Source organism: Mycoplasmopsis agassizii (assembly GCF_002276225.1).
Classification (GTDB): domain Bacteria; phylum Bacillota_I; class Bacilli_A; order Mycoplasmatales; family Metamycoplasmataceae; genus Mycoplasmopsis_B; species Mycoplasmopsis_B agassizii_A.
In genome coordinates, this window is the sequence record NZ_NQNY01000003.1 from 49,269 (window position 1) to 74,518 (window position 25,250).

The window sequence follows — 25,250 nt, forward strand, 5'->3', positions numbered from 1 at the left end:
TTGTGAACATAACAATTTTTATTATTCAGTTTTCCGTTTTAATTGCATCAGTTTTAGTTTTTTATTATATCCCAGGACAATTAGAAGCAGGTCTATTATTATCAATTGTTGGTTTATCAGGATCAATTGTTTTTTCATTTTTTTCGGCATTGAGTAGTGGAATTTCATTTAAATCAAGTAAAGTATTACTAGAAAAATTTAAGGTCGAACAAGAACCTATATTGGCTAAATTTAGTAGTGAAATTCAAACAATTAAGATAACCAAATTAACTTTTAATAATAATGAGAAACCTGTTTTTTCAAACGCTAATTTTGCGTTTGAAAAGAATAAAAAATATTTGATCAAGGGCTCAAGTGGAAGTGGTAAAAGTTTATTAATTAAATTTATTTTAGGTATTAATGAAAATCAAGATTCAAATATTTTTATCAACAATATTAATACAAAAGATATTTCAAAAGATGATTATATAAAACAAATTTCTTACTTAACTAACAAGGCATTTTTATTCAATGATAATGTTATAAATAACATTATTTTAGATAAAGAGCTTGATCAAAATAGACTGCAAAGTTTATGCAATGTTTTAGAAATAAATGATGCTTTATTAAAAACAGAAAATACTGAAAAATTATCCTCAGGCGAAAAACAAAAAATTGCTTTGGCTAGAGAAATATATAAAGGCAATAAAATTTTAATTGCTGATGAAGCATTTTCAAATCTAGATAAAAGTGTAAAAATTAAATTAAGTGATTTTTTAACTAAGCAAAATGATCTTACTTTATTTGTTATTGCCCATCATTTGGATGATGAAATAGAAAGGGGGTTTGATGAAATTATTGAACTATCATAGAAGTGCTCTTTATTATTTAAAAGCAAATTTTTGGCTATCATTTTTTGTATTAATATTTACAATTCTTTCAGCAATTTTAGTTTCATTAACTTCACTTTTTATAGACCAACTTCTAAGTGAAATAGTTAACTCACCAAATGAATTTACACTCAGCATCAAAATCTGATTAATAGTTGCTGTGCTTTTAGCATTTTTGAGAATTGTATTTATATTAACAAGAATTTGAATTAAGCAAAAACTAGGAGTAAGAATTCAAGAAACTATTAAAAGTGATTTTCAAAATTATGCTTCAAAGTTATCTTTCAATAACTTTAAAAAAATAGGTAGTGAAAAAATCTTTAACTGATTTAATACAGATGCGATAGCTTTATCAAAAATATATCTTACTTATTTTGATATCGTTGAATCTGTCATACAAATTTTATCTTTGGTAATTGGTTTTAGTTTACTGCCTGCAAGTAGTGTAATTCTAGCATCTGCATTTGTTTTAGGACTAGCAATTATTTCATCAGTTCCCTTTTTATTTACAAAAATGACTAAAAAATATGTTTTAAATCACTCAAAAGTATTTGATAGATTTTTTATCAATGTTTCAAAACTAGTGGATAACCTTGCTTATTTAAGACTTAACTTTTACATCGATAAAATTGTGCAGAAAATAACTGCATCGAATAAAAATTTATATCATTCAGAGGTTAAAAAAGAATCAGTTCTTTTATTATCAGATGCAGTTTCAGATTTAGTTTTTTTAATTTATATTTCCCTTTTAATAGGACTAACATTAGGCTTAGTTTATATAGGAAATACTTCAAATAGTTTACCACTATTTTTAGTACCAAGCGTTGTCATAATTACTTCTCTTAATTACAGCTTTGATATTGGAAAATACAGCGTTTTAATGATATCTAATTCAATAGTTCAATTAAAATCTAGGGTAGCAATTATTAATAAATGAAAAGAAGAATTTGATCAAATTACACTTGAAGATGAAGCCCAAAAACTTGAAATTAATAGTATTAGTTTTAATAACTTCAAATCGCCTCACGTTAAAACAACTAAGCACTCTAAATTAAATTTTGCCTTAAACGATAGGGTTAAAAAGATTTTAATTCAAGGTCGAAACGGAATCGGTAAATCAACTATTTTAAATTCATTATTAAAGTTTAATAATGATTATTCAGGTCAAATTAAAATCAATAATAATGATATTTCTAAAATAGATACATCATCAATTTACAATAGTTTAAATTATATTGATTCGCATAATATAGTTTTAGATTTATCAATTGATGAAAACATTGCAATGAGTTATAATAATTTAGATAACGCTAAATTATCAAAAGTAAAATCAATTTCTAAAATTGATTTTGAACTTGCTGATCATCAAAATATCGAGGAGCTTTCAACTGGACAAAAACAAAGAATCGATATTGCTAGAAACTTATATAGAGATAATAAAATATTATTATTAGATGAAGCGTTTGCTAATATTGATAGAGAACGGGCAATTGAAATTGAAAAATCTTTATTAGAAAATAAAGATCTTAAAATGATTAATATTAGTCATAATGTTTCAGATGAGTTTGCTGATAAATATGATTTAGTTTTAAAATTATAATATTAAAAATAGAAGCATTTTCACGCGCTTCTATTTTATTTTGCATTAATTTTATCACTCGAATTTTTTGCCAGATTTTGTGACAACAACAGTTTTACCTGTTTTATTGTCTCTAACAATTCGACAAACATGAGTGAAATGTTTTTTACGTTTAGGCTCAGGTGAATCTGAATCTGCTTCAATTTCTTCATCTGTAGTATCAAACATAGTGTTTTCAAATTCTTCTTCGAATCCATCTGCGATATCATCAAAGATTTCACTTTGTTGTCCATACTTTTGTGATAGTTTTCTAAAAAGTTTAGACAGTTTTATTGAATTTTCTTCTGATGAATCTTCATCATTAAAATCTAAATCTCAATCAAATTCAACATCTAATTTTTCTAATTGTTTAAGATTTTTAAATAATTTATTTCACTTTGACATATTTCTTAAATAACCTTTCTTTTGCTAAATTTTAATTTATTTGCAAAATAATTTGTAATCTTTTTTAGTTAATTTCATTCAGAAATACAAACGAAAAAACTATTTTTATTTCTTAAAAATTAACCTAATTCAATTGCATCACGTGCAATTACATATTCTTCATTTGTAGGTACAACATAAACAGCAATTGAACTATCTTTGGTTGAAATTAAACGTGGTTCTGATGAGCGAATTGCGTTTAATTCAGGATCTAATTTAATGTAAACTAAATTAATTTTTTCAATAATTGCTTGTCTAGTTGAAGCTGAATTTTCACCTACTCCTGCAGTAAAAGTAATAGCATCAATATTTGGTCCTATTTTGTTCAAATAGTTAATTAAATAATCAGCAGTTTTTTGTGCATATAAATCAAGTGCAAATTCAGCATCCTTGTTACCTGCTTTAGCAGCTTCTTGCACATCACGCATATCGCTTGAAACTTGTGATACACCTTTTAATCCTGATTCTTTATTTAAAATATTTGTTGCTTGTTCAGCACTAATATTTTTTGCTTTAACAACAAAATCAACGATTGCAGGATCAACATCACCACTACGTGTTCCCATCATTACACCTGCTAGAGGTGTTAGTCCCATTGAAGTGTCTATTGATTTAGAATCTTTAATTGCTGCTAAAGAAGCACCATTACCAATATGGCAATTTACGATATTTACTTTGTCTTTTTTCAGTAATTTCTGCATTACTTCTGTAATGAATAAGTGGCTGGTTCCGTGGAAACCAAATTTTCTAATTCCTAATTCTTCAGTTCATGACTTTGGAATAGGGTAAACATAATTAACTTTATCTAAAGTAGAGTGAAAAGCAGTGTCATAAGTTGCTGATAATTTAGCATGTGGCATTAACTTTTTAAACGCTTCAATTGATTGTAAAGCACCTGGGTTATGTAGTGGTGCAAAAGGGATATAATCACGAATAATTTTTTCAACTTCATCAGTAATAACTGTTGATTTAGTTAAAGTAGGACCACCTGAAACAACTCTAAAACCAATGTGAGTAATTTCTTCATTATCTTTAACTAGTTCAATTGCTTTTCATAGTTTTAAAAAAGCTTCAACAGTTTCTTCATGGTTTTTTAAAGGTAATTCTAGTTCATGTTTTTCTTTAAATTTAAAAGTAATGTGGCTCATTTCTAGACCGATACGTTCTGCTAAACCACTAGCAATTACTTCAAAGTTGTTTGTTTCTAAAAGAGCAACTTTCATTGATGAAGAACCAGCATTAATAACTAAAACTTTTGACATTATTTAGTTCCTTTTGCTTGAATTGCTGTAATAAAAATTGTGTTAACTAAATCAGTTAAACTAGCACCACGACTTAGATCATTAACTGGCATTGCTGCACCAGTAACAATTGGTCCATAGGCTTCTCAATTACCCATTCTTTGAGCAATTTTATAACCAATATTTCCTGCATTAATATCAGGAAAAATGAAGATATTTGCAGGTTCATTAAATTCAGGGTTTTTGTATTTTTTAGCTAAAACTTCTTTATCGAAAGCAGCATCAAATTGAATTTCACCTAGTGCCAAGCGATGTGGATTTTCTAAATTAAAGAATTTAGTTGCTTCGCTAACTTTTTTACTTTCTTCAGTTACGGCTGAACCTTGAGTTGAAAATGATAAGAAAGCAGGGCGTGGTTTAATGTTTCATACCTCTAAAAAGTTAGCTGTGTTATTAGCAATTTCCACTAACTGTGCTGATGTAGGATTAACATTGATTGAAATATCTGTAAAAGTATAAACTTCTTCACCTTTTACCATCAGCATTAATGAAGAAATAGTTTTTGTGCCACTGCGTGGTCCTATTACTTTAAAAACTGAGCGTAAAATGTCAGCACTAGTATAAACTAGTCCACCAACTACACCATCAAACATCCCTGATTTTAAGAGCATCATTGCATAGTAAGGGCGAGTTTTTAAAGCAGCACGCACTGCTTCTTCAGTTTCTTTACCTTTTCTAATTTCTAATAAGCGTGTTACAAAACCTTCATATTGGCTTTTGTTAGCGTGAATGTTAATAGTTTTAACATCTAGGTTAGGAATATCTTTTTCTACTAATAAAGTAACTTCGACTTTATCATGGTCTTTTAAAATTTTTGCCGCTTCTAGTGCACGGCTATCGTCACCATCAACAATTAGGATCTTTTTAACACCTTCAATTGCTGAGAGACTTTTTTCTATAAATGGAGCAGGTTTAAATGCCATAATTCCTCTTTTCTAATTTTTATTTAATTATATAACTATCTAGCACAGAAATTGCTTTTTTTCATATCTTTATTTAAGGGTGTTAAAAAATGGAGTTAATAGTAGTCAAAACTACTATTAAATTACTTTGTTAGTTCATTTTAAAGATGAACTAACAAAAATTAGCGAACTAGATTTGTTAATTCAGTCTTAATTGTGGTTATAATTAAAGGGTGAGATATTAAATGAATAAGCGTTTTTAGTTAAGTAGTTACTAATATTAGAAAATAGAAATAGCAAAATAAGCAGCCATAAAAATAGAACTAGAAAATTATTTAAGCTCACAAATTTAGAAAAAAATAAGGAATTAATGATTGAACCCAAAAACGAACTAATTAATGAAACAAAAAATGAAGATATAGCAGCTAAAATGTGTAGTAATATTAAAAAAGCATTTAGCAAGAAAAGAAGCGTAAGAATTTTAAAAAACATCAACAACGAAGTTGATGATGAAATTGAACTACAAGTTCATTTAAGATCAAAAAAGTTACCTAAAACAGGAGGCGGTGGAGTGAAAAGAAAACCAAAACTTAAATACGCTACTGAAGATTATGTAGAAAATGCTCTTTCAGGCCTAAAAGCCGAAATGATTGACTTAATCGTTGAATCTGAAGAAAGAAGTAAGATTTACGTGAAGCAAGCCATTGATGAAGCAATTGCTCCTATTAATGAAAAGGTTAATGCACTTGAAAATAAAGTCGATAACCTTGAAAATAAAGTCGATTCAATTGAAAAAAGAGTAACTGTAATTGAAAAAACTTTATCTGCCATTCTTGATTTAATTGCTGAAATTAATAAAAAAATCAAATAGTTTATAACTTAATAAGTAAACAAAAGCACCTTTTTATAGGTGCTTTTCTTATTTTTTTAACGCTTTAACTTCGCTTTAAGAAATAAAAAAACTTCCCTTGAGGAAGTTTAATTTTAAATTAAAGCACTGAAGATTCAAGTGTAGCAGTTGCATCTGCATTAACATCGCTATCAATTTCAGCAGTTGCTTGATAGTCATTTCATTTTTCAATAACTGTATCAATTGTTCCTACATATGAAAAGTAGTGTTCTGGAATTTCGTTTAATTCACCACTTAGAATTTTTCTAATTCCTTTAATAGATTCTTTTAAAGGAACGAAAACTCCTTTTTGTCCTGTGAATTTTTCACTAACAACAAATGGTTGTGTCAAGAATTGGCGTAAACGACGTCCAATTCTAACGGTGTTTTTATCAGCATCTGTTAGTGAATCAAATCCTAAGATGTTAATAATATCTTCTAGAGATTTATTTTTTTCTAAGATCTGAATTGTTTCTTTAGCAGTATCAATGTGGGTTTTTGAAGTAAACTTAGTTGATAATAACTTTGAAGATGAAGCAAGTGGGTCAACTGCAGGGTAAAATCCTTCAGCAGCTAACTTACGGCTTAGAATAATAGTTGAATCAAAGTGAGCAAAGGCTGCGACAGCAGCTGGATCGGTGAAATCATCAGCTGGAATATACATCGCTTGAATTGAAGTAATATCTCCATCAACATTTGAATTAATACGTTCTTGCAACTTACCAATTTGAGTAACTAAGTAAGGTTGATATCCAACGGCTGAAGGAGTTTTTTCTAGTAAAGAAGAAACCTCTGAACCAGCTTGTAAGTAACGGAAGATGTTATCGATAAATAATAACACGTTTTTCCCTAGGTTGTTTCTGAAGTATTCAGCAACTTTTACACCAGTAAATCCTGATTGTAAACGTAGTCCAGGTGATTCATTCATTTGTCCAAAAATGAAGGTAGTTTTATCAATGAAACCTAACTCTTTAGCTTCTTGTCATAACTCGTGACCTTCACGAATACGTTCTCCAATTCCTGAAAAGACACTAACTCCATCGTGGTGCTTAATGAAAGTATTGATTAACTCTTGCACAACAACTGTTTTACCAACACCTGCTCCGCCAAGTAGTCCTGTTTTACCTCCTAAAGCAATCGGTAGTAAAACGTCAATAACTTTAATTCCTGTTTCAAGAATTTCTGTTTTAGGATAAACTTTGTAACGATCCTTAGCAACCTTAGCATCATTAATTAGTGGTGCATATTTTTCTCCACTGATTAAGTGAGTAGGATCATCTAAGATACGACCAACTGGGTCAATGATACGACCTAGAATTGCTTCTGAAATAGGTAATGAATAAGGTTGGTTTTTACTTTTTGCAAATGAACCAATTTTGATTCCTGCTTCAAGTCCTAGCACAAACCCTGTGATTAAATCTTCTGATAAAATCTCAGCAACTTCTAATAAACGAACTTCGTTGTTGTCGACTTCAATTTCAAAAACTGAACCAATAAAAGGTAATTCTGTTTTCTTGCTTAGTTGAATTTTGTAAACTTGAGATTTAACTTCAACAACGTAACCTTCGATCACGTAGTTTTTGTTTTTAAGAGCAACTAAACGGTTTTTAGCAATAAAACGTTTTCTTGGTTTTAAGACTTCATCAACCTTTTTCAAGAATTCTTTTGAATATTGTTTTGCCGCAATTGCTTTCATTAAAGTAACACGGTCTTTTGATTCTAAAGCACTAATATTATAAATTCTTGCTAGAACACGTAACTGATCAATTGTAAATAATCATAGTTGTTCTGGTGAATAAACTTTGTAGTAAGTAGCACGTTTATAGTCAGTGTCACTGAAAGGTAAATATTCTTCTTCAGTATCTTTAGCTAAAGGATTTACATCACCTTGAGCAGCAATTTCTTGAGTTTTTTCTGCTTTAGATTTACGTCCACGTTTTTTGATTTCTTGAGTAGATTCAGCAACAACATCAAATTCTAAAGTTGTAGTTTTAGTTTTATCTGAAACCTTAACTTCTTTAGTTTTAGTTGTTTTAACTAAAGTAGTTTCACTTGTTTTACTTAGTTTTGCTTCTTTAGTTTTTGTACTTACTTTTGATTTAGGTGCTTTTGATGCTTTTTCTGCTTCAACAAATTTTAGATCTTCAATCGCACGCTCTTCTTCGGACATTTTGTCACGATTTTCTAATCATTGTTTAATAGATACTTTATTAACTTCATCATAAGCTAAAATGTTTTCAATTAATTTATCTTTTTTAGTTCCTTTACGAACTTTAATCCCATTACGAGTAGCACCCATTTTTAGGGTGTTGTAGTATAAACTTTCGTAGTATTCTTTGTGATTAGTTGTACTCATATGCGATTCCTTTCTCTAGACCACGGCGCTCGTAGGCTAATAGCACACGCCCGTCGTTTCTGATGTCTTTGTATAGTCTGATAAATTGATTGTTTTTTGCTAAGTAAGCATTTTCAGTTAATAAGTGGTATTTAAGTAGAGGTAAGATCAGGTGGTGAATGTATAGTTCAACAACTTCACTGTCAATACTATGTTTTCTAATGATTTGACGTAATTTTTTACCTAGAACATCTTTTGCAAAGAAGACTTTCAAGACATCCTTAATTAAGTTCAAGTCATGATCTTTATCTTTATAGAAACTTAAGTAACCTTTTTTCAATAAGAAAATGATGATTGCAGTTGTATGATAATCAACAACTTCATATTCATGTTGATCGGCTAGAAGTTCAAAAACTCTTCCTAAATCATTTAGTTCTAATTGTGATTTATCTAAGTTAGTTGCAAATGAAGCAAGTTGGTTATTACGTTCATATTCTGCAAGTAAACGTTTAATCCCTTTAGAAGCATCAACCATGATTTGTTCTTGAGCTTGAGTACCAACCCGTGAAACTGATAAACCAACGTTGATCGCAGGACGTTTTCCAGCATTAAATAAAGTAGTTGATGTAAAGATTTGACCGTCAGTAATTGAAATTAAGTTAGTTGGAATATAACCTGAAATATCACTAGCTAAAGTTTGCGCAATCGGTAGCATGGTAATTGAACCTCCACCGAAATTATCTAGATATCTTCCTGCTCTTTCAAGTAGTCTTGAGTGAGTATAGAAAATGTCCCCTGGATAAGCTTCACGCCCTGGCGCTGAACCTGATAATAATGATAATTCACGGTAAGCATCAGCATGGTTAGTTAAATCATCAAAAACTAGTAAAACATCTCGCCCTTGGCTTTGATAAAATTCAGCAACAGCTGCTCCTACATAAGGAATCAATCATTTAGCAACAGCAGTTTCATCAGCAGCAGCTGATAAAATGATTGATTGTTCCATTAATTCATATTGTTTTAGAACTGAATAAATTTCAACAATTTCTTCACGTTTTTTTCCTACTCCAACATAAATATTGACAGTTTCTTTATCTTTTTGAGCAATCATAGCATTTAAAGTGATCGCTGTTTTACCTGTTCCTTTATCCCCTAGAATCAGTTGTTTTTGTCCTTTACCGATTGGTAAAATCGCATCAACTACAGTAATTCCTGTTTCTAGTGGTTGTGAAATAGCGCGTCTTGTGTAAATTGGTTTTGCTTCAGCAAAAACATCTTGTACGGCTAAAACATCGTCTGAGCGCTTGGTGAATGAGATTAATTCAGCAAGCGCTGTATCAACGACTGAACCTAGTAAGTTGTCATAAATATTTACGACGAAGATTTTACCTGTAGCAGTGGCACTATCTCCTACTTCTAAGTCTTTTTGTTGGTTAATATTTAGCAGACCAACTTCTGCTTTATCTGTATCAGCTTTTAAAACGATCCCTTGAGTATCGTTTGCAAAAGTAACAACTTCTAAGAATTGGTAGTCATGTTTACCTGAGACAGTAACAATATTATCTTTAATAGAATTAATTTTAAGTTTTGTTGTCATTTTTCCTCTTTCCTATATTAGTATTGTTGCTACGATTGCAGCAATTAAGATTAAGACCCCAACAGCAACGACTGCATAACTTACATATTTAATGGTCTTAGTCATTAATGAAGCGATGGCTCTTTTACGTAGGGCTATTAAAGCAATTCCTGAAGCGACAAAGACAATTGCTAGCGCATATAAGGTTCCTACAAAAGCGGGGTTTGCTTGTTCAGCAGTCACAGCCAAGGCTGATTGTAAATCAGTGGTTGTGTAAGTTACTTGTTTTGCAAGATCAAAATCATTAATAATTTGTTCTGCTAAAGTAAATTGAGCTTGACCTGATGCAGCAAAAGTTGTAACATAATTAATTGGGTTAATGTTATTTGTTACTAAAGCAATATTTGCAATTACAGGTAAGGTAGTCAAGTTTTCTTCTAAGCGCCGATTTAATTGTGTGCGCTGTGCGTCTGTGATTGTTGAAACAGACGCTTCAATTTCTTGACGTTTTTGTAAAGATTTATAAAGGTTAGCACCTGTGATTAAGTTATCGATATTGCTAATTCTAATATCTTTACCATAGATACTTAATAGAGCCTGAGATGAAGGTGCTGAAGATGTAGAATCTAGAGCGTTATTCAAGTTTCTGAATCATTTTTCAAAACTTGTAACGTTATCATCTAGACCAACACCCTTAATATCAATTGTGTCACCACTCAGTAAATAAGAAGCTAAAACGTTATCTCAATCAAGATTAATAATTCCTAAAATTTGTGAATAAATTGTTAAATAATTATTCTTTTCAGCATCTGTGGCTTTTGATAGAGCATCTACATCTGTTAAACTTGTATAATCAGTTGCAAAAGTATCATAAGTAGTTAAACTAGCAGAGTTTTGTGAAGCGTATAAAGTTCTTCCAAACTGATTAGCAAAGATTAAATCTAAATATGATTTTGCTAAAGCAGCACCTGTTAAACTGGCGTTAGTTGTTAAAGAATTAACTGAATTATTTCTTGAAAATAAACTTAAACTTGTGACATTATTAGTTGCTAAATTAGCACGCACATTAGTATTTTCTGTGTAAGTAATAAATCCTGCATTGAAGCTTCTATTTTCTGTTAAGGTAGTTGCTGCTAGAAATTCTTGTAAAGCACTGGTGTAGATTAAGTTTAACTTATCTCTTACTCTTGTTAATAATGAATCAAAAGTTAGTTTGATTAAGTTTCCCATCTGCAGTTCTGCAATGTTATAAATAGCATCTTCAGTTTGGGTTTCATCTTCTAAGGCTGCTTTAATTGTGTCAATTACAGAAGCTGTATCAGTTGCATTTAGTTGACCAAAGAAAGCGTTATTAATAATATCGACTGAATTATTGTTAGCAACTGTATAGACATTTGCTTGCAAGGTTGAACCTGTTAATTGGTTTAAAATAGCGTTTAAAGTGGCGTTTGCATCAACTAATTCTGTATAAAGTTCATTACCTTTTCCAGAAAAAATTGTTGTTTGACCAAATAAATTAATATTGCTATAGCGCCCTGCAGTATCACGGTCTGCTACTACTTTTGTTAATGATAAGTTGTTGTTAGCAAAAACTGTTGAAGCTGCTGTTTTTGATTCACCTGTAGTTGATCAATTTTGATAAACATTTGCTAATAATTGTCTAGCTTCTGCATTACGATTGCGACCTGTAACAGTTGGTATTGTCTTAGTTCTTAATGTTTGCAGTGGATTTGCTGTTGAAGGTTTTTCAAAGAAAATCTTATTAGCATATTGCTCTGCAGTTAAAACAACTGAACCATCATATTCATAATTACCAGCAGTATTTTGTTTTGCTGTGTTGAAACTAAAAGTATCTGTTGAGAAGTTAATATCAAAACCTGCATATGCATTTTCTTGATAAATACTTGCGCCGATAGTTATTGCACCTGCATTTAAACTTGTTCCCCCTGCGCCAACAACATTCAATTCTTCAGGAAGGGCTCTTAAGTTAGGATTTTCTAAGTTTCCATCTACTAGTTGTGGTGAAAACTGTAAAACCATATTAACATCAGCACCGTTATTATCTGAAGCTCTTACATATGAATTTTGATCAATTGGTGTGTTAGGGCTTTTTAGATAAATAGGGTGAATAAATCCTGCAGTGTCAGCATTTGACGCAGAATTACCTAGATAAACAGTGAATTTTTGATTATCACTAGTTCCACTTGTAACTGTTGAAGTTGAGAAGAATCTAGTTGTTGCAATTCTATTTGAACTTAGTTTAACATCTGAAGTTCTTAGCTGTGCATCTAACATTCCAAACTGAGTAAGTGATGCTACACCTGCTTCAATTGTAATATCAGAAATTTTTTCTTGGTTCAATGCTCTAACAAATAAGTCATAACCCGTTGATGTTTTTGAAAGAATAAAGTTATCAACTGTTTGCATCACTGAGTTATTAGTTGTTGTTAATTCAGCATTAGTTAAGTTGGTTCAACGACCAAAGAAGTTTAAGTTTTGATCGTATTGCCTAATTGAACCTGTATTGACAGCGTTTAATTCTCCATTAGTTGCTTTAATAATTAAGCGCCCTTGGTGAATTCCACTAACTGCTTGAGTTTCACGGTTGAATGATAGAACAATATCTTCATTAGCAGTTGCAGGAATAACTCCGATTTTAATAAGAGTGTTATATTCATTATTTAAAGTAACTGATGAAGATGTATTTTGTGAAGGTGAATTACTTAAATTAACTAATTGTGCTCCAGCAATAGGTGTTGCAATTGCAGAAGAAGTGTTTCCATACCCTGTAATTGAGACTTTATTTCCTGTTGTAAAACCATTTAATTGAGCAACTAAACTTTGAATGTTTTGTTGAGAAGTAATAACTTCTTCTAAGGTGTTAAAAATTTGTGCACCTTGATTTACTGCTTTTCACTGATTTAAAACATCGATATCAGGAGTAGTAGCTTCAATTTGTTTTCAAAGTTTGTAAAATCTTAAGTTATTTGCAATTTGAAGCAGTGCATCTTTAGCTGTTGAAGATGAACCTGTAAATGAGTTCAAGTTAGCAATAATATTTTCGTATTGACCTGCTTCAACTTGATAATCTAGAATTTCACCGATAGAGAAATAAACATCTGAATTTTTTAAGTCTCCACCAGTTACGTTCTGACTAATTGTGGCATTTTCTGATCTAATTGGATTTACTAAAACATTTTCATTATTCTGAGTAGCAATAATTGCTGCTGCAGAAATAATTGAAGCACTAGCTAGGGTAATTCCAGAAAAAATAGCAGTTTTTTTAAGATTTGCTTTTTGTTTTGAATTTAATTTTTTCATCTTTTGAATTTCCCCTTTCTTATTGTTTTAGTTGTCATGCAACTAATGATTTAACTAGTACTTTTTTAACAAGTTCAATTGACTGACTTCTATGTCTTACTAAACGGAAAATGTTGTTATTAATTTGGTAATTTTCAGCTGTAAAGTATTCACCAATATCAGCAAAGATTTTCGCAACTGATTGTGATTTATTGATTTCCAAGAAATCTTCAACTTTTTCAGTTGTCATTGAACGTACTTCAACATCTTTTTTATAAAATTCTAAGAAAACTTCATCAGGAATGATTTGTAGTAAACCATTGATAGAAATTAAAGTGCCTTCATCATTAACAACAATCATCACGTTTTCAGCAATTACATAAACTAAACGTGCATCGTAAGTGTTTTTATTTCTAATTGAAATAATTAAAGCAAGAGCATCATGCACTGTTACTGAAGTTTTTGATTGTTTTTCTGCAGTTAGTTCTTTAGGTGAACCATTGACAGAAATAACTGTGATTTTATCAATTACTTCTTCTGAGATTTTAATGATTTCTTTAAGTTCTTCAGGAACCATTGTTTTTAAAATTAAACTCATGATTAACCTTTCTTAACTTTCTCAGCAACGAATGTTTTGTATTTTTTATAATCAACATCTGCACCTTTGCGTTTTTTTCTTGTTTTAAAGGCTGTATGCAAGATCATTGACTGTAAAGTTGTTTCTTCTTTACGAATGCGGTTAACTTGTAATTGCACTTCTGTTAGTTTTTCTTCTAGATCTTTTTTCTTTTGATCAAGAATTTGTAATTCAACTCTTAAGTCGGCAATTCTTTCTTCAATTTTTACTTCAAAAATTAAACTTTTAATAATTGCCCGAGCGAATAAGTTATAGAAGTTAGCAATATCAGGTTGTCAAGTTGTTTTCTTTAAATCAATACTTTCAATAATTTTAATGTATTGATTTGCTCATTCCATTTCTGGTGAAGTTTCAATAATTACAGCACCATCTTCATCAACCCTTTCACGTTTGATTTCTAGATCTTTTTTATCTAGTGGGAATAAAGTTTTTTCAACTAAACCTGTGGTGATAATATCGTTTTTAGTGAAAATCATTTTCACACGTCCAAAGATATTATTGTTTAATCCTAATTCAACTAGTGATGAGATTTTTTCGGCGAATTTAGCAATGTTTTCAAATTCGCTATATTCTAAGTTTTCAACAACTTGCAGACTGTATTTTTCTGCAAGTGCTGCTGTTTGTAAACCAACAGTTACAACGTAATCAGTTTTTTTAATGTCACGTTCAATTTGTTCTGTTAATTTAGCCAAGGCAACTTTTGAATAATCATCAAGTTTTGAAGGATCAACTAAAATGAAAAATCCTGGTAGATTATTTTTTGCTTCATAGTAATCGTTGTATTTTTTTAATCAACGATTACTAATTTTATTAAGTAGGTGGTTGTTTGCTGATTTAATGTTATTGATAACATTTAAATTTTCAATTTCAATACTTAATTTGCGCAATAACGTAATCTTAGAAATGTCAGTGTAATTATGATAGAACTCTAAACTGCGTTTTTTATCTTCTAGTTCATTTCTTTTCATTAGTTTCCTTTCTTGATTTTAATTACGTTATTAAAATTAGTTTGCTTCAGCACTTGAATTTACTTTATCCACGTATTCTGAAGAAATTCTTGAATTAAATCATTTAGCAGCGTTTTCAGTGATGAATAATGAGTGAATTCCTTGAATATTTCTGATTAATAAAGATTCTTTAAAGAATTCAACTTCATGTCCATTTGATAAAGCATTTTCAATCATGATAATAAAAGTATCAATGATTTGTCTTCTATCTTCACCTGAGACAAATTGATCTCATTCAATTAAATTAACTGGAGACATTAATTTAGGGTTAGCTACAGTAATTGGTAAAACTGATGTTTTAGCAAAACGAACTGTATCAAAAATAATAATTGGGTTTAATAAAACTGCATAACCATTTGCTATATGTTTTACTACATCACTAATAAATTGGTGAATGTAATCTTCGATTTTTGATAGTTCAACAATTTTTCCATCATATAAATATAACTGAGTTTGTAGCGCTAAATCTTTAATAGTAAAGGCTGTGTTACGGCTCATAATTTCACCGTAGTTTCAACTTGACTTATTTAAAACTAAATCATAACTATCGTATGAATCAAGTCCTGATAAAGGTTTAGCATTTAAATCTTTATTATAAGTTTCAAGTAGTTCAATTTTTTCAGCACGTTTTCTTGAATCATCTTCAAGCACACGCATTTCTTCAATATCAAACATCGCACTAGCAGCGATTTCTCTAGTTTGTGAAAATAGATCAACATAATCCTTATTTTGATCTAACCCTCTTCATGATGATTCACTTTTAGGAATAATAGTTACACCTTGAGAAGCTAAATTTTCTAGTTCTTCAAGACCTTCTAATTTATCATCATCTGAATTATTTGTATTTAATGGTTGTGTTGAAGTTGCTCCAAATTCTTCAGCAATTAACTCATTTGTGTTTTTGTTTTTTCTTTTCATATATTAACCTTTCATTTCAGTTGTTTGTGCAACAGCGATTTTATCGCTTTCTTTTAAAGATAGTTTTTCAACTTCTTGTGTTTTTGATTCTTTTTTAGATTTGAATAATTTTACTCTTCCACCTGTAACTGCTAAGAAAGTTACAAAGATATTTACTAATAAAATTAAGAAAATTCCGATTGTTACAATGATTGCTAATCATAGAGAAACATTTAATGATAAGAATGTTCTAATGATTGAAGCATCATCAATTGTTGAGAATAAAATTCCTAATAATAATGCTAATCCAAAAAGAATTGATAAAACAGTCAAGGCTGTGTAGTTTTTAATATTTGGAGTTTTTAAATCAGTTATTTGATTGTAAACTGTCATTATTAAAAATCCTACACCTGTAATTGTTGTTAGGTAAATTGCAGATGTATGGTCAGGACCAACGATATTTGCAAATCCCATTAAAATCATGTTGACAACCAAGATTAAAAATAAATAAACTGAAAATAACAATGAATTTTCTAAAGCATTTTTAGTTTTATTAATGGAACCATCTGGTGATAGACTTACTAGATTATCTTTACTATTTTTTAGTTTATTGCGTCTAGATCTTGTATGTCAAATATATAGACCAACTAAAATTGTACTTAATAAAGCACCTACAATAATGAACGCAGGATTGTTACTATTAGTTAAAGATAGAGAAAAACTTGTAGAGTTTGTTGCTAAAACAATTGGCTGTACAAACATAATAGCTGCGATGTTAAGAATTTCAAAAGTATATGCTTCTTTGTTTCTTTCGATCACCTCTAACTCACGGTTAGTTAGGTTTGAAATAACATTGTTTTTGAATAAGTTTGAATAAACAATTACAATTGTAAAATAAATTACTGTTAATACTGCAAGCACAATTAAAATAATTGTGTAAGCACTTTGTTGAGTTTGGTTTTGTTCTGCTACAGAAATTCCATACTCTCTTAAAATAACTCCATAAACTGGGAAGATCGCAACTCATGGCAATGCCAATAATGATGAGTGGAAAGTTTGTGGAAAAATTTGTTTAGAAATAATCATGAAGTAGATCAATATTGCGAACTGAATAACTCCATTAACTATTCCTATTACCATAAATAATGTTGTTCTTGTTACGATAGAATCATCGATTGCAGCACTTTCAACACGGTATGCAAAAGTTGCTACTAAAATCGATACTAGTAGCGAAGAAACAAAAAATAAAATAGCAATATGATATTTAACTGGTCAAATCATTCTTAGTGATCTACCAACAAATAACATGACAGCCATTGAAGCTGCACCAATAACTCCTAATCAAATAATTCATCAAATACCCATATTATTCAAGTCAGCATTACTTGAATTGTAGCCTTGATTAACTACTCAATTTGAAGATGTCAACAGTGCAGAAAAGATAGCAAAGATTAAATAAATGAAAAGTTTAAAAAGACGCACACTTAGTGGTCTTTTCCCCATAACTTCAAGTTGAACGTTTACACTTATTTTTCGATTATCTCTTGTAGGCAATTCTGCAGTGTCCTGATTTTTATTTTTAGACATTAATTCCTTTCTAGATAATTTTGTAAAAATTGTAGAACTATGATGAGTAAAAAATTAGCAAATCAAATTCTTGTTTTTATTTTAGCAAATTAATGCTCAACTTTTTAAAAATAGGTAAGCATCTTTTTGAAAAAGATAAAATAAATAATATTGAATTTTTTAAGCAAAAAGTCAGTTTTTGAGTACTTTTTATACTCAAAAACTACTTTTTTCGCTTTTTTAGTAGTTTCTGATTTTGTTCATCTTTGACAAAATCATTGCTCCTTCTTAAAAAAACAACTATATCTGTAAGAAAAATATATCTAGATATATTTAAATATTATTTTTTACAAAAAAACTTTGCTGTTATATAATAATTAATATAATATATCTATTATTTAATAATATAATATAAACATATACAAAATCATATTGGAGTACAAATGGGTACAGAAACAAAAGAATCAAACTTAACAAATACTTATTACTTAGTTCCTACACGTGATAAAGATGGAAAACCTAATGGTTGAGAAATCAAACGTGGTAACTCACAAAGAGCAAGTAAAAAAACTGCAACTAAAGAAGAAGCTTTAGAAGCAGTTAAAAAAATGGCAGCTAATCTAGGTGCTACAGTAATTATTTATAAACAAGATGGTTCTATCCAAAAAACAATGTCACTTAAAAAATAATTTAAGTGTCGAATATTAAAAAAACTAACGTTGCAATTTTGCCGTTAGTTTTTTCTTATATTATTTTTAATCACTTCAATATCTTTTAAATAAGTAGTTTCATCTCTTAAATTAAACTCATCAAAATAGATGTCAATAGCATCTATTTTTGTTCCTAATTTCTGAGCTATTTTTAACGCTTCATTAACTAGATATTTATGCTCATGAATAAACTTTGAAGAAAAATATCAACTACTAATATTAAGAAAACTATCTAAAATATTAAACAGAAATCCTAGTGTTTTGATGTATCCATTTTCATCAGTTTTAAAGGCTCTTATGCTTAGTTTAAACTCTAAACTATTTAAATGATTATGTTTTAAATTTGGTTCATATTGAACTAAATTTAGACTCTTTAAATCCTTATAAATCAAGCCATTATTAAAGTAATGAATTAAATTATTTTCACCTATTTCTAGTACTAATAAATTATTTAATTTAGTTAGATCAAAATTGACTATCTTTAAAAAATCAATGGCTTGTCTAGTTAAGCATAGTTTTCTATTAAAAAAATCTTGATCATTCTTTTTATTTTCTAAATAAAAAGAATTTGAAAATGAACTAACATCAATTAGTTCATTTTCTTTTTTATTAACGCAAATTATTTTATTAAGCATTTGTTATTGTCTTACAAATATCATTGTAATGTAATATAGCATGTAAATATAGAAATAGAAGATCTGAAATGCTGAAGCAATACTTGTAGCAATAACTTCACTAACAGTTAAACGTTGTCCTAGCTTTTCAATAAATTGAGCACGCCTTTTAATCATATGCATTTCAATTGCTGTTAAGATAAAAAATACTAAGACAACTGCTGCAACTATTGCAACTGCTATTCAACTATTAAATACAAATCAACTTACAATTGTTGTTACTAATAGAGCAACAACTGCAAAAGCTAAAGCGATATATCATTTTGTTAAGTCAAAAAATTTTGACATCCCAACTGCTCCTGCAAACACTAAAAAGACTCCAGGAATTGCTAATGTTAGAATTATTTGATAACTTTCAAATTCAAATGATTTTCAAATAAAAGAAATTAATAAACTAAACATTAAGCTGACACTGATTAGCATCAAGACTGTCATTGAAATTTTGACTTTATCATTAACACGAGGGCGAATAAACATATCAATTAACATAACAGCCAAAGTAAAAATTCCTAGTGCTGTGAAAATCACACTTCCATAAGGCAAGGCCATGATTTTCTCATACACTCCTAAATAAGCAAAAAGCCATGTTAAGAAAACAAAAATCATGACAAATAAACCAAAAAAGCCAAAGGTTAAAGCATAATAACTTTTTTTAGTAAATAAAACTGACTTTTTAGAATGGTTACGAATGTCACCTTCAGTTAAATATTTATACTTTGCATCCACTTCTTGTGGTACATTGTTTTTTTCTTCGTTAAATTCTTGATTCATTGCTTTATTATAGCAATGAATCTTAAAAAACTAGTTATTTATAACTGTTATAAATCTTTTTTAATTTTCTGATCCAATGGTGCAGACCTGAACGAGAAATAACAATGCCTTCTTCTTCAAGATATTCTTTTAATGATTCTAAAGAATCATAAGGATTTTCTTTTTTAAGTTTAAAAAAGAAAATCTGTTCTTGGCTAAAATGATATTCAAGCTCTTTATTAAAGATAAAATCAATCATAATTAAGTGTTCTTTACTAGCTTTAACTATTTTAGAACTATTTAATAGATCTAAATTAGCCTGCTTTGCTGCATAGGAAATCGTGTCTTTATCTAAAATGTTTTCCATAAAAGCAAAAAAAGAATCTTTTGCTTTAATAAATTTTAAAAAATCGCTAATTTCATCTTTTTTCTTTAAATAAGCCACATAGCGTTCTTTACGTTTAATAATTTTGAAGTTAAATTCTAAGTCACTTTCATTAAAATAATCTTGAATTTCTTTTAAGGTTTCTTCAGATTTAGCTAAAAATTCTAGATGATGACCCGTATTAATTCCTGAACTAATACTACCTCTAGCAAGAAAAATACCTGCAAAGTAGGCCCAAACATATTTTTTGTTGATTTTAGCAAGACTTTTTAAATAAGTCTTGCTAAAAATGATTAAGTCTTTACGCTTATTACTAATACCTTGTTCGATATTATTAATAATTGCTAAAGATAATAATTTCATGCGTATTGACTCATTACTAATACGGCAACTTAAAATATTTTGATTATATGAATCAGGCTCACCTGCTACCGTGATAAAGCCGTTAATCAGTTCTTTAAATTCTTTTTCATTGTATTTAAGGCGTAGAATTTCATTTTTAAGATTTAATGTAAAACTCATAGATTCCTTAAATGATAACTTAATTTTAAAAGAAATAAAAAAAGCGGCGACCTATCTTCCCTTTTCAGGTATTTTCGGCGCAATAAAGCTTGACTACTGAGTTCGGAATGGTATCAGGTATACTTTATGCTATGACCACTGTAAAAATATAATAGCATAAAAAAATCTGACTGTGTAAAAAAATTTCAAAATTTTTTTCGGGGCTTTTTTAGTATGAAAAAGACCTTTTTAGAATAACTAAAATAGTCAGAAATAATACTAATGAACTCAGCAAATCTTCATTACTTACTAAAAATTTTTTATAAATTAGTTACTCAATTAATACACTACTATTTATATATAAACAGTTTATTAATATTTCCTCTTAATGTTTTCCCATAAAAATAAACTCATTAATTTTATTTACAAAAATGAAAAAACTGAAAAGTCAAATAAATAGTAATTTTCTTTAGTTATAATTAAATTATTATGAATGATAGAGATTCAAAAATAGTAGTTAGTAAAGCTTCTAAAACAGTTAAAGAATTATTAAGGACACACGATATGAAAGAAACAGTTCATTTAGTTATAATTGATCCAGAAACTGGTAGAGCAAAATACAAATACGAAGCAGAAGGCGACCCTTTGCCGCCTATATTACCACCACCGCCAAGTCCAGGTGATGATGAACCATTTAATAAGGAGTGAGTTTTAAAGCAAATAAGATTAGCAGTAGGTGATGCTGTAATTATTTTACGTTCTGAAAGTCAACAAATGGAGAAAAGAATTGAACAAAAATTTGATGCTAAAATAGACCAAGTTGCAAATGAACTAAGATCTGAGATGAAAGAAAATAATGAAGAACTAAGATCTGAGATGAAAGAAAATAATGAAGAACTAAGATCTGAGATGAAAGAAAATAACAAAGAAATTCGTTCGGAAATGAATGCAAATAAAGAAGAACTTCAATCTGAAATAAAAAAAGTTAGATCTGAAAATAAAAAGGAAAATGAAAAACTTCGTTCGGAGATGAAGGAAGGGTTTGAAAAATCAGAAAAGCAAAACAAGGAAACTAATAAAAAGCTTGATATGCTTTTAGAACTTATTAAAAAGGATAAAAAGTAAACTTTTTTATTTCTAGAGCAAACATTGCAGTTTGCTCTTTTTTATTTCTAATTATTAAAAACCTTAAATAAAACATCTTAATTAAGTTTATTTATAGTGGAAATTGTTATATGAATCAATTTTTGTATTAATAATTTATTCTAAAAAATTGAAATTATTTCAATTTAGTTAATATCATTTACTATAATATTTAAAAATATTTCAATTTTAAGACACCTTATTTAGTTTAATCTGATAATCTGTAATAATTTTTTAGCAAATTTAAAAACAATGATTAGCCCTTTTAATCAGATATCTATTATCTATCCTAGCAACAATATTTAAAATATTACCTAGCAATAAGTTATTAGCTAAGATTTTTTCACTTTGCATATTTATTTTTAATCAAATCAGAAAGCAGGTTTTAATGAACACTGGAACAAGTCAAAACCCAGTCTATCAAGCTTCCAAAGCATCATTTTTTGGTGGCGATTGAGCAGTTTTGACTATTTATTTAATCCTTACTCTAGGAGTTGGGGTTGTTGCTTTTTTCTATTCAAAAATCAAAAAAGAAAAAGGTACAAGTAATTATTTTACAGGGGGAGGGAAGACTCCTGGCATAGTTGTAGGTCTTAGCATTTGGGCCACAACTTTATCATCACTAACCTATCTAGCAGTGCCCGGAAATAGTTTCTCTAACGGCTGAATGTTTGCTTTTGCACAGTTAACAATTCTACTATTCATGCCGATTTTAATCAAATATATTGTGCCCTTCTTTAGAAGGTTAAAGCAAAATACAGCTTATGCTTATATCGGCGTAAGATTTCATAAATCAATCAGATATATCACCTCAATTGCTTTTATAATTTTTCATATTTTTAGAATGGCAATTGTTTTATATATACCAATTACAGCCCTTACTTTATTTATAGACTTGAATGTCTACGCCATTATTTTTATAGTTGGTGCTTTAGTCGTAGTTTCTACCTTAATAGGTGGAATGAAGGCTGTTTTATGAGCAGATGCTATTCAAGGCGTTGTCTTATTAGGTGGAATCATCATTGTTATGATCTTTGGGCTTGCTCAAACTGATTGAGCAAGTGCTTCACTTGCTTATCATCCAGTTTTTAACTTATCATCAATTCAAGTTACTCTAGTTAGTGGAGGAATCTTATTTATCTTTATTTCTAACTATGTTAATACTATTTATCAATATGTTGGCTCTCAAGATGTTGTACAGCGTTATCGCTCAAACAAAGATATTCGTAAAACTAACAAAGCAATTTGAGTTAACTTAATCATGGGAGCAATCACCATTTTACTATTTTATGGTGTAGGTTCAGTTTTATATTCTTATTATTCATCATTAGGTTTAACAAACTTAACTATTTCTGCAGTTACAGGAATAAATAATACTGCAGGTAATCAACTACTACCATTTTTTATAGTTACAGTTTTACCAGCAGGTTTATCAGGACTACTTATTTCAGCAGTTTTTGCTGCAGCACAAAGCACGATCTCTTCATCTTTATCTGCTTTAACTAATACAATTGTAGTTGACTTTATTCAGACTTTAGCACCTAGTTTTAAAACAGGCAATTTAACTGAAAAACAAGATAAAAAACTAAAACAAATTTCGCTTATTTTAGTAGCAGTTTTTGGAGCAATCGCAGTTGCACTAGCAATGGTCTTTGCTCATACAGGTCAAGGAGATTTCATTAGGTATTTCTTATCAATAGTTTCACTATTAGGTGGACCAACTGCTGCAATTTTCATTCTAGGAATCTTTACAAAAAGAACAGATTGAATTTCAGCGCTAACAGGTTTAATTTTAGGATTTGTAGTTGGAATTGCCTTTTGAATTCCAACTCAAAACTTTATACCAATAGAACAAAGACTAAGATTAGCATCAGAAATTTGAGGATTTATTCCTTTCACAGTTTCACTAGTTAGTGGTTATGTAATTGCTAGAATTTTAGGATTACTAAAAATAAGAGTCAATGGAAAATCAAATGTTAACCTGACAATTTGAACCACTACAAGTGAGTTCAAAAAACTAATTGTCCTTGAAAGTCAATTTTCAAAATTAAATACTAAACTTGAAAAAAAACATAATAAGGAAAATCAAGTTTGAAAATTCTGACAGAAAAAAGATAAATTTGAAATTGACTATAACCATTCAATTTATCAAGAAATTCAATCGCTAACAAATCAAGTTGCTAGTCAGACTACCAATTAGATTTATAAATATTTTTAGAAATCAGTTTCTTAAATTATGAAAATTTCAAAAATTTCTAGTCAGATCTTATTTGCTCATAATGAAGCAAATTCTCATTCATATCGCATACCATCTCTATTAAAATTAAAAAATAATAATTTAATTGCTATAGTTGATCAACGTTTAGATAGTCAACTTGATGCACCTTATTCTGAGATAAATCAAGTTGTTAAAATTTCAAAAGATGATCAAAAGTTTTCTCCCTTAAAAATAATTATGTCATTTAAACATGACAAAAATATTAAAGCATCTTTTATTGATTCATCAATCATTCAAGATAAATTTAATAGAGTTCATTTGCTAGTGGATATTTTTCCAAGTAACGGTGGTTTAATGCCAATTGTTAATAAATTAAATCCATTAAATAATTTAGATAAAGTTGATCAAAATGGTTTGCCTTATTTATACGATACTAATTTAAATAAATATTATTTAGTTTCAGATTACAAAAAGACAAATGAGTATTTTATATTTGAACCACAAAATAAAAAGGTAGAAAAATTAAAAATTAAATATTATTTTGATAGTGAAAATTCTAAATTCTATTTCGATTTATACGAATTAAAAAATCAAGAATATGAATATTTATATTCACTTTTTGACGCTTCAAAAAATGACCGATTTTATTTAACTTCAGGATCATATTTAGCTCATTTTATTTCCAAAGATTTTGGTAATAGTTTCAAATTAAATTCTTTTTTAAATTATTTATTTATAAACAAATCTAATAATATAAATGCTACAGTAGTTTCTCCAGGAAGAGCAGTTAGCATTGAAGATGATGAAAAAAATGAACAATTAATTTTTAATGTTTATGAAACAAAAAATGCATTACCACATAAAGTTTATGAACTGAAATATAATACAGGTATTAATAAATGAACAGTTGGCACATACTTAAATGAAAATTTATGTAATCAATGTCTAAGCGAAACTGCAATAATTAAAAGTAAAGATAAAACACTTTATGCTATTAGTAGAAATCCTAATTATGGAAAATTATTAGTTTCACAAAAGAAGCATCATAGTAATTATTGGAGTGATCTAGATTACTTAAAATGTAACCAATCTCAATTTGATTTAAGAAATATTAATACTCAAATTATGCATGGTGTTGCTAATTTTAATTACTTAGATGATGAGTATGTTTTGGTATCTTTACCATCAACAAAAGATCGAAAAGAAGGCAACTTATTCCTTTTCAAAAATTATGATTTTAAGAACATTTTAATGCATTATAAAATCACAAATAAAGATGAATCTTTTGGTTATTCAAATATTGAAATTTTAAATATTGAAAATAATAAAATCAAATTTGCTATTCTTTATGAAATGAGTTATAGCAAAAAAATGGGTCTTGAATGGTTAGGTGAAGAAGGTCAAGATGAAACTGATTATAAAAATCCAAGTGAAATTATTTATGATGTTTTTGAATTAATTTTTTAAAAATTATCCAATAAAAAAATGTCTTTGAATCAAAAAATTAACAAAAAAGATTGCCATAATA

At 28.9% G+C, this 25,250-nt stretch carries 20 protein-coding genes and 1 rRNA gene; 7 read left to right on the forward strand and 14 right to left on the reverse strand.

Annotated features, from left to right (window positions below):
* Nucleotides 1-2 precede the first annotated feature (2 nt).
* Nucleotides 3-851, forward strand: coding sequence for an ATP-binding cassette domain-containing protein (locus CJJ23_RS01290; RefSeq protein ID WP_180737999.1), 849 nt, complete (start codon nucleotides 3-5; stop codon nucleotides 849-851).
* Nucleotides 829-2,469, forward strand: a complete 1,641-nt coding sequence (locus tag CJJ23_RS01295; protein ID WP_095334582.1) for an ATP-binding cassette domain-containing protein — start codon at nucleotides 829-831, stop codon at nucleotides 2,467-2,469. Before CJJ23_RS01290 ends, CJJ23_RS01295 begins: the two co-directional genes overlap by 23 nt.
* Nucleotides 2,470-2,520: 51 nt before the next feature.
* On the opposite strand, the gene CJJ23_RS01300 is transcribed toward CJJ23_RS01295, so the two are convergent.
* The 3 genes from CJJ23_RS01300 to CJJ23_RS01310 form a co-directional block, all read right to left on the reverse strand.
* Nucleotides 2,521-2,892 (reverse strand): hypothetical protein, encoded by a 372-nt coding sequence (locus tag CJJ23_RS01300; RefSeq protein ID WP_095334583.1) that lies wholly within the window; start codon nucleotides 2,890-2,892, stop codon nucleotides 2,521-2,523.
* 119 nt (nucleotides 2,893-3,011) lie between these two features.
* Nucleotides 3,012-4,193 carry an acetate/propionate family kinase gene (locus tag CJJ23_RS01305; RefSeq protein WP_095334584.1) on the reverse strand — a complete coding sequence of 394 codons (1,182 nt, stop codon included), beginning with the start codon at nucleotides 4,191-4,193 and terminating at the stop codon, nucleotides 3,012-3,014.
* Nucleotides 4,193-5,155 (reverse strand): phosphotransacetylase, encoded by a 963-nt coding sequence (locus CJJ23_RS01310; protein WP_095334585.1) that lies wholly within the window; start codon nucleotides 5,153-5,155, stop codon nucleotides 4,193-4,195. The genes CJJ23_RS01305 and CJJ23_RS01310 overlap by 1 nt, the downstream gene beginning before the upstream one ends.
* A 349-nt stretch (nucleotides 5,156-5,504) precedes the next feature.
* Between CJJ23_RS01310 and CJJ23_RS01315 the strand changes: the two genes are divergently transcribed.
* On the forward strand, nucleotides 5,505-6,005 hold the full coding sequence (locus CJJ23_RS01315) for a hypothetical protein (protein WP_095334586.1): 501 nt from the start codon (nucleotides 5,505-5,507) through the stop codon (nucleotides 6,003-6,005).
* A 118-nt stretch (nucleotides 6,006-6,123) separates the two neighbouring features.
* On the opposite strand, the gene CJJ23_RS01320 is transcribed toward CJJ23_RS01315, so the two are convergent.
* The 7 genes from CJJ23_RS01320 to CJJ23_RS01350 are packed head-to-tail and all read right to left on the reverse strand — an operon-like array spanning nucleotide 6,124 to nucleotide 17,362.
* On the reverse strand, nucleotides 6,124-8,379 hold the full coding sequence (locus CJJ23_RS01320; RefSeq protein ID WP_234805541.1) for an MMOB1670 family gliding motility ATPase complex subunit: 2,256 nt from the start codon (nucleotides 8,377-8,379) through the stop codon (nucleotides 6,124-6,126).
* Nucleotides 8,366-9,955 carry an MMOB1660 family gliding motility ATPase complex subunit gene (locus tag CJJ23_RS01325; protein ID WP_095334587.1) on the reverse strand — a complete coding sequence of 530 codons (1,590 nt, stop codon included), beginning with the start codon at nucleotides 9,953-9,955 and terminating at the stop codon, nucleotides 8,366-8,368. Before CJJ23_RS01325 ends, CJJ23_RS01320 begins: the two co-directional genes overlap by 14 nt.
* A gap of 12 nt (nucleotides 9,956-9,967) precedes the next feature.
* Entirely contained in the window at nucleotides 9,968-13,255 is a 3,288-nt protein-coding gene (locus tag CJJ23_RS01330) for a hypothetical protein (protein ID WP_095334588.1), read from the reverse strand.
* Nucleotides 13,256-13,274: 19 nt separating this feature from the next.
* Nucleotides 13,275-13,832 carry an MMOB1640 family gliding machinery internal complex protein gene (locus tag CJJ23_RS01335; RefSeq protein ID WP_095334589.1) on the reverse strand — a complete coding sequence of 186 codons (558 nt, stop codon included), beginning with the start codon at nucleotides 13,830-13,832 and terminating at the stop codon, nucleotides 13,275-13,277.
* A gap of 2 nt (nucleotides 13,833-13,834) precedes the next feature.
* Entirely contained in the window at nucleotides 13,835-14,839 is a 1,005-nt protein-coding gene (locus CJJ23_RS01340; RefSeq protein ID WP_095334590.1) for an MMOB1630 family gliding motility ATPase complex subunit, read from the reverse strand.
* A 36-nt stretch (nucleotides 14,840-14,875) separates the two neighbouring features.
* Entirely contained in the window at nucleotides 14,876-15,796 is a 921-nt protein-coding gene (locus CJJ23_RS01345) for a hypothetical protein (RefSeq protein ID WP_095334591.1), read from the reverse strand.
* A 3-nt stretch (nucleotides 15,797-15,799) separates the two neighbouring features.
* Nucleotides 15,800-17,362, reverse strand: coding sequence for a hypothetical protein (locus CJJ23_RS01350; protein ID WP_095334592.1), 1,563 nt, complete (start codon nucleotides 17,360-17,362; stop codon nucleotides 15,800-15,802).
* 422 nt (nucleotides 17,363-17,784) lie between these two features.
* On the opposite strand from CJJ23_RS01350, the gene CJJ23_RS01355 reads away from it, so the two are divergent.
* A complete protein-coding gene (locus CJJ23_RS01355) occupies nucleotides 17,785-18,030 on the forward strand; it encodes a DUF2188 domain-containing protein (protein ID WP_084232337.1) in 246 nt (81 codons plus the stop codon).
* 44 nt (nucleotides 18,031-18,074) lie between these two features.
* Here the strand turns inward: CJJ23_RS01355 and CJJ23_RS01360 are convergent, their stop codons facing one another.
* The 4 genes from CJJ23_RS01360 to rrf all read right to left on the reverse strand — a co-directional run bounded on the left by CJJ23_RS01360 (nucleotide 18,075) and on the right by rrf (nucleotide 20,525).
* Entirely contained in the window at nucleotides 18,075-18,686 is a 612-nt protein-coding gene (locus CJJ23_RS01360; RefSeq protein ID WP_095334593.1) for a hypothetical protein, read from the reverse strand.
* Nucleotides 18,687-18,689: 3 nt separating this feature from the next.
* On the reverse strand, nucleotides 18,690-19,496 hold the full coding sequence (locus tag CJJ23_RS01365; protein ID WP_095334594.1) for an MAG0110 family membrane protein: 807 nt from the start codon (nucleotides 19,494-19,496) through the stop codon (nucleotides 18,690-18,692).
* Nucleotides 19,497-19,530: 34 nt separating this feature from the next.
* Nucleotides 19,531-20,382 carry a DNA-binding protein WhiA gene (whiA, locus tag CJJ23_RS01370; protein ID WP_095334595.1) on the reverse strand — a complete coding sequence of 284 codons (852 nt, stop codon included), beginning with the start codon at nucleotides 20,380-20,382 and terminating at the stop codon, nucleotides 19,531-19,533.
* A gap of 38 nt (nucleotides 20,383-20,420) precedes the next feature.
* Nucleotides 20,421-20,525, reverse strand: a 5S ribosomal RNA gene (gene rrf, locus CJJ23_RS01375).
* Between the two features lie 325 nt (nucleotides 20,526-20,850).
* On the opposite strand from rrf, the gene CJJ23_RS01380 reads away from it, so the two are divergent.
* The 3 genes from CJJ23_RS01380 (at nucleotide 20,851) to CJJ23_RS01390 (ending at nucleotide 25,189) form a co-directional block, all read left to right on the forward strand.
* On the forward strand, nucleotides 20,851-21,486 hold the full coding sequence (locus CJJ23_RS01380; protein WP_095334596.1) for a hypothetical protein: 636 nt from the start codon (nucleotides 20,851-20,853) through the stop codon (nucleotides 21,484-21,486).
* Between the two features lie 406 nt (nucleotides 21,487-21,892).
* Nucleotides 21,893-23,704, forward strand: coding sequence for a sodium:solute symporter family transporter (locus CJJ23_RS04980; RefSeq protein ID WP_143823600.1), 1,812 nt, complete (start codon nucleotides 21,893-21,895; stop codon nucleotides 23,702-23,704).
* Between the two features lie 36 nt (nucleotides 23,705-23,740).
* Complete coding sequence (locus CJJ23_RS01390) at nucleotides 23,741-25,189, forward strand: sialidase family protein (RefSeq protein WP_095334597.1); 1,449 nt, start codon at nucleotides 23,741-23,743, stop codon at nucleotides 25,187-25,189.
* The last annotated feature ends 61 nt before the right edge of the window (nucleotides 25,190-25,250 follow it).